This is a genomic window from Zunongwangia sp. L-65 (assembly GCF_056859415.1).
In genome coordinates this window covers 95,876-101,875 of the sequence record NZ_JBSXOK010000053.1, presented here as the reverse complement: position 1 = coordinate 101,875, position 6,000 = coordinate 95,876, and the positions used below count along the sequence as shown (strand labels likewise).

General features: G+C 33.4%; 5 protein-coding genes and 1 tRNA gene. 1 reads left to right on the top strand and 5 read right to left on the bottom strand.

Annotated features, from left to right (window positions below; all coding sequences use genetic code 11):
- Positions 1-655: phage integrase SAM-like domain and Arm DNA-binding domain-containing protein (locus tag AC13DP_RS08310; protein ID WP_483067551.1), on the bottom strand; the 655-nt coding region annotated here is incomplete at its 3' end.
- 231 nt (positions 656-886) lie between these two features.
- Positions 887-960 (bottom strand) — tRNA-Arg (locus AC13DP_RS08305).
- A 217-nt stretch (positions 961-1,177) separates the two neighbouring features.
- On the opposite strand from AC13DP_RS08305, the gene AC13DP_RS08300 reads away from it, so the two are divergent.
- Positions 1,178-2,152 (top strand): type I phosphomannose isomerase catalytic subunit, encoded by a 975-nt coding sequence (locus AC13DP_RS08300; RefSeq protein ID WP_228250252.1) that lies wholly within the window; start codon positions 1,178-1,180, stop codon positions 2,150-2,152.
- A 311-nt stretch (positions 2,153-2,463) separates the two neighbouring features.
- Here AC13DP_RS08300 and AC13DP_RS08295 read toward each other — a convergent pair whose 3' ends face one another.
- From AC13DP_RS08295 to AC13DP_RS08285, 3 genes are all read right to left on the bottom strand, one after another.
- Complete coding sequence (locus AC13DP_RS08295; RefSeq protein WP_347407493.1) at positions 2,464-3,264, bottom strand: hypothetical protein; 801 nt, start codon at positions 3,262-3,264, stop codon at positions 2,464-2,466.
- 114 nt (positions 3,265-3,378) lie between these two features.
- Entirely contained in the window at positions 3,379-4,146 is a 768-nt protein-coding gene (locus AC13DP_RS08290) for a LytR/AlgR family response regulator transcription factor (RefSeq protein WP_483067550.1), read from the bottom strand.
- An 11-nt stretch (positions 4,147-4,157) separates the two neighbouring features.
- Positions 4,158-5,873, bottom strand: a complete 1,716-nt coding sequence (locus AC13DP_RS08285; protein WP_483067549.1) for a tetratricopeptide repeat-containing sensor histidine kinase — start codon at positions 5,871-5,873, stop codon at positions 4,158-4,160.
- Between the last annotated feature and the right edge of the window lie 127 nt (positions 5,874-6,000).

Sequence of the window (6,000 nt, the reverse complement as noted above, 5' to 3'; positions counted from 1 at the left end):
AAGATGATTTAAATCGCACAAAAGGATCTTTAGGTATCCATTCGTGATGATAGGCCATTGTAACCATTTTACGCAATCGCTGAAGATGCTTCATTGCGGTATTGTGCCCCATTTTTCGTTGGTGATCAGTGGGCTGGTAGGATTTTATAAAAAATTCAAAATCCTTAATAAAGGAAAAATTTAAATCTATTAACCTAAAATCTTCTAAATTAAATTTAGCCTTTAAAAACTTTTGCAAGTACCCTTGCGTGACTTTGTAATGTCGTAAGGTATGAGCGGAAATTGAATGACGAGAAATCTCATTGTGGTATTCAAATAATTCCTGCAATGAACGGTAAAATTTATCCTCCCCTAAATATCTGTTCTTGATTGCCTGAGCAGTGACCATTTTATTTTCGCTTAGCAAATCTTCGTAAGCGGTATAAATTTTTGAACGCACCTGATCTAAATACTTATTTAAAAGTTTAGATTCTTGTCGTGTCCCTTTCATTATACCCCTAGCTGCATCCCAATCAGTAGAATTAACACGTCTCTGAATACTAATGTTTGCTCTCTTACCATTTACCGTTATTCTTGCATAAACAGGAACTTGATTATTCTTGATTCGAGAAGAGCAAACCCAGAAAATTAAACTAAATGTTGACCGATTTTTCATTTTTATCGTCTTTAATTACATATTTTTTAAAGACGAAAGTCAAATTCAATAGGTTCAATATCAGTATTTTAAATACCTATTCGTTAACACTTTTGTGCTTACTAAAACTGTTAACCGAATTGTGAACGTTTTTAATGATTTTCATTGGTTTTAAAGATAATCAATAAAAACATAAAACCCTGAAAATCATACGATTTGCAGGGTTTTGGTGTCAATTATATACTTGAAAAGTGATCGCGACAGGATTCGAACCTGTGACCGTCTGCTTAGAAGGCAGATGCTCTATCCAACTGAGCTACGCGACCATTTTTGCGGTTGCAAATATAATCTCTTTTTATTTTAAAGCAAGGCTTTTTTTAATAAAAATTAGTTTTTGTTTCAACTCATTCTTTTAAATATTGATAAGCAACACTTTAGTAGTCTAAAAAAAATTATCATTATATAAGCCATGGGTATAGGATTACAATGGTCTTAAAGTTTTTACTTATTTTTATACTCGATTTAATCCTAACACAAATAAGAATGCTTAATTATCCAATCAAATTTACACCCATCCTAAAAGAAAAAATTTGGGGCGGTGAGAAATTAGCGACCATATTAAACAAAAAATCAAACGCAAAAAATTTAGGCGAAAGCTGGGAAATCTCTGGTGTTAAAGGTGATATCTCTGTGGTAGAAAATGGAGCTCTTAAAGGCAAAACTTTAAATGAACTTTTAGAAGAATATAAAGGAAGAATTTTAGGCGAAAAGATATATGCTGACTTTGGAGCAGAATTTCCACTGCTTATAAAGTATATCGATGCGAAAACCGCACTTTCTGTACAATTGCATCCTCATGATGATCTTGCTAAAGAACGCCATAATAGTTTTGGAAAAACCGAAATGTGGTTTATCATGCAAGCCGACAAGAATGCAGATATCAATGTGGGTTTTAAAGAGACGATTACCAAGGAAGATTATATTAAACATCTTGAAGAAGGTAAAATCACAGAGGTTCTTAATTTCGAACCGGTTAAAAAAGGAGATAGCTTCTTTATCAATACCGGTAAAGTACATGCTATTGGAGCTGGTGTATTATTAGCTGAAATTCAACAAACTTCAGATATAACCTATAGAATTTACGATTGGGATCGTGTAGATGATCAGGGAAATGCCAGAGAGCTACATACGGCTTTAGCCATAGATGCTATCGACTTTGAAAAGAAAGATGATTTTAAAATGGAGTATGATAAAACTCCTAACCAATCTTCAAATATTGCAGATTGCCAATATTTTACGACCAATTATTTACCCGTAAAAGGTAGTATCACGAAAGACTATTCAGCTGTAGATAGTTTTATCATTTATATGGCTGTTAGTGGTAAAGCTAGCATAAGTGTAGCGGGAAATACTGAGGAAATAGAACAGGGACAAACTTTATTAATTCCTGCGGAAAATAAAGAAGTCCAGATAAGTGCAGATAACTGCGAATTATTGGAAGTTTCTGTAAGCAGATAAGATAATTTTATGACCAAAAAAAGCCGATTAAATCGGCTTTTTTTGTAAAAATTTAAATTCTTATGATCTTCTTATAGAAAAAACAGTTACAACTTCTAAACATCTCGATAAACATCATAATCTAATCGCTATCCTCTTGGCGTTGCCAATAAAGGAATTTATCTACTTCTACTACCGTTCCAATATTAAATTTCACGATTTATGACACCTGGTGGGTTCTTTAAATTTGTATATGCTTCTACTGCTTATAATTGATTAATATGCCATAAGAACAAACAGTAAAATCTTCCGGGCAGTAAACAAATTAGAGTTTAGTCTTTATAAACCCTAATATTAAAATTACTGAACAAGGTTGATGCCTTATGCTCCTGGCGAAGCGGACTGCTGATAAAGAAATGCTTGGCTTTCTCTCCATTAAATAGTTTAGTATCCGCTATTTTATCATCATCTAAAAATATTTTTACTTGATTTTTATGAACCTCAATCGCAACATGCATAACCTGATTGGCATAAGTCTCTAAATCGAAATTTGAAGCCTGATAAATATCTGCTGAAGAACTACTCACTACAATATCATTATTATTCATATACTGTAATTGGGCAGACCATATAGTATTGGAAGAGATCCACCTTGTAAGGCTATTATCCTTGGTAAAACCAAAATATAGTGAAGATAGATCATCAACTTTATCTGCGGCTACCAAGAGATCAAACTCTATCGTAAAATCATCTGGATAGTAAATAGAATGATTTAATTTATAGGTAGTACGCTCAGACATTTTTAACCAGTTTCCTCCTATCTGATTTACGGGAACGACAGATCCAGAGCCTGTTGTCTTCCAGTCTCCGGGCATTGAACCTACTTCACCTCTTGAAAAATTAGAGGCATAAATAATAGAATCACCAGGATAAAAATTTATGGTATTTTCTAACTGAATTCGGCCCGATTTCGACTTCTGCTTTCGGTCTTTCTTACCAGAATTTAACCCCTCTTCTACTACCTCACTTGCTTTATCTTCAATTTTGTTTTTTATCTTATCAAATAGTTGTGCCTGAAGTACATTGGAAATCATAAAAAAGACGGTCAGGAAAAAATAAGCTTTCGTTTTCATAAGATATTAGTTCTATATTTTCTTTCAAATATACTTCTGAAAAAATACCTGATATTTGCTATTTAAAGAGGATTAGTGTACACCTGTTTTCATTGAGAATTTAACCATGTTTATCTAGAATTCATTAAAAAAATTAAGTAGTACCTGCTTTCTATTTTGAGCAACGGGCACTTCTATGTTCCCATGCAGTACAACGCACTGCTTTTTGCGATGATAAGAAAGAATATGAGCGCTATTAATCAAATGGGATTGATGAGTTCTTAAAAATCCATATTTTGATAAGTCATTTTCGAATTTCTTTAAAGGCTTAGAGACTAAAACCTTTTTTAGGTTTGTAAGATAAAATATGGTATAATTATTATCTGCCTGGGCATGAATGATATCTTGTAAAGCAACGACATGAATATCATCCTGAGTTTTTAAAACAATCTTTTTATCCTTTGGTTGGCGATCGTTAAGAAATAAGGTTTCTAATTGTTTTCTATAATTTTCAGCAGATATATTTTTTAAAACCTTTTCTACAGATGCTATCAGGTTTTGGGGTGCTATTGGTTTCAGTAAGAAATCTAAAGCGCTCAATCGAAAAGCTTCTACGGCATAATTGGCATAAGCCGTTGTAAAAATCACTTTAAACTCAGGAAATCCTTTTTGATACAACTCTTTCAAAAAATTTATCGAATTTCCGTCGGGTAAATTAATATCCAATATCAATAATTCGGGCGAAAAAGACTCTAATTTATTAGAGGCTTCTTCTAAGGTATTCACACTACATATTTCAAAACCAAAATGAATTTTAAGAATATCAGTAAACATGCTTACTGAGGCAAAATCATCTTCAACAAGCAATACCCGTAAATCTGTTGGTTCACTTCTAAAATTCATGGACGTTAAATTTATATAGGAATACAAGGAATAATAAGACTAACGCGAGTACCCGGATACTTCTCCTCTTTTGTTGCGTTCTCAATATGTATATGTATTTGCGTCTGAGTGAGACGATTTAATTCCTTCAGGCGTTCTTGCAAAATATCCTGTCCCATAGAGCGATGTAATTTATTGTGCTGCGATCTTGTTTTTTTATGTTGAATACCGGTTCCGTTATCGATAATTTCAACACGTATTTTCCCCTTAAGCTTAGTTCTTTGGAATACAACTTCTACACGGGCTTTTTCTGGTCTTGATCCGGCTCCGTGGATCACCGCATTCTCCACAAAAGGCTGTAATAACATAACCGGAATACTAATTTCCTCTGGCGAAATCAAAGGGTCGCAGTTAATCGAAAATGAAAAATCGGCTGCAATAGCATTCTCCTGTAAACTTAAATAATGTGCTAGCATGGCAACCTCATCACTAAGTTTAATAAAATCGCAATCTGAATATTCCAAAACCGATCGTATAAGCTTCCCAAACTGATCCAGATATTGCATAGATGTTTCACGCTCATTACGATAAATATAAAACTGGACTTGTTGTAAAGCATTAAATAAAAAATGTGGATTAAGCTGTAATCGTAAAAATTTGCTTCTTAATCGGGATTGCTCTAGTTTTTGACGCACTTTTAAGTGCTTCATTCTAAAATAACCTCCAATCCCTAACAATAGCAATAGAAAAACACCCGCAGCTACAACCCAGAATAACTCTCTTTTCCGAATTGTATTCTCTGCTTCCAGTAAGATTATTTTTTTCTCTTTCTCGGCAGTCTCGTAAGCCGCCCGAATATCTGCTATTTTTTGTTCATAATTCTTACTGGCGGCTATATCCTTTACACTATCATATCGATCATAATATTGTATTGCTTTTTGATACTCTCCCGCTGCTATATTCGCGCTTCGTAAATTGTATAAAATCTGGATCTTTTCGGATAGATTAGCATACTCCAGTGCCCTTTTATAATTCTTGATTCCTTCATTAATAGTCCCGCTATTGACTAATGCATAACCAAGATTATTAAGCGTTATTACAGAAACCGGCATTTTTAAAGAATCTCTGATAGATAAGCTTCTATTCGCACTCTCTATTGCGCTTTGCCAGGAATGCTTTTTTAGATAATAATTACTAAGATTGGTATAAATTATTGCTTCGACGCCAGCTTCTTTTAGTTTTTTAGCTATTTCCAGTGCTTCAGCATAAATAAAAGGCACCTCTTCCTTACCGGCTTCCATTGATACCCCGCCAAGGTTCACAAGAATCTTTAAACGATTTATATCTTGCTGAGCGTATTGTAAAGCATGCTTAAAATTAGAAATCGCATCGTCAAAATTCTGAGACTTAGAATATACTACTCCTATTCCAGAAAACAAATTAGCTTTATCTTCAGCATCAAGGTATTTTAAAAATTCCCGAGCTTCAAAATATTCAGAAAGTGCAAGATCCAGATTTCCAGTTAATAACTCTATTTTCCCAAGGTATAAATGAGCTTTTGCACTTATACTATCGGGAATTTGCTCTTCGGTAAGCCAAGCTGCTTTACTTTTAGCCTGTGCATATTTTTTGACAGCAATTAAAGAATCTATTATCGTAAATTCTTCTGAATGTTGAGTCTGACAGAAAAAATTAAGCGAAAAAAAAATGCTTAAAAGCACTACTATCTTCCTTAAATATATTGTCATGCTAATTTTTTATGCGGTTTACAAAATTATTAAAATTTTAGTCCAAACCTTTAGAAAATGCATAAAACCCTACCGATTATATTATTGATATTGGGGGTCTGCATATTTATTATTCTTTCTATTTTTA

Coding starts and splice junctions, on each gene's coding strand:
- AC13DP_RS08295 (WP_347407493.1), bottom strand. CDS start 3,264: ATGAAAACGAAAGCTTATTTTTTCCTGACCGTCTTTTTTATGATTTCC.
- AC13DP_RS08300 (WP_228250252.1), top strand. CDS start 1,178: ATGCTTAATTATCCAATCAAATTTACACCCATCCTAAAAGAAAAAATT.
- AC13DP_RS08285 (WP_483067549.1), bottom strand. CDS start 5,873: ATGACAATATATTTAAGGAAGATAGTAGTGCTTTTAAGCATTTTTTTT.
- AC13DP_RS08290 (WP_483067550.1), bottom strand. CDS start 4,146: ATGAATTTTAGAAGTGAACCAACAGATTTACGGGTATTGCTTGTTGAA.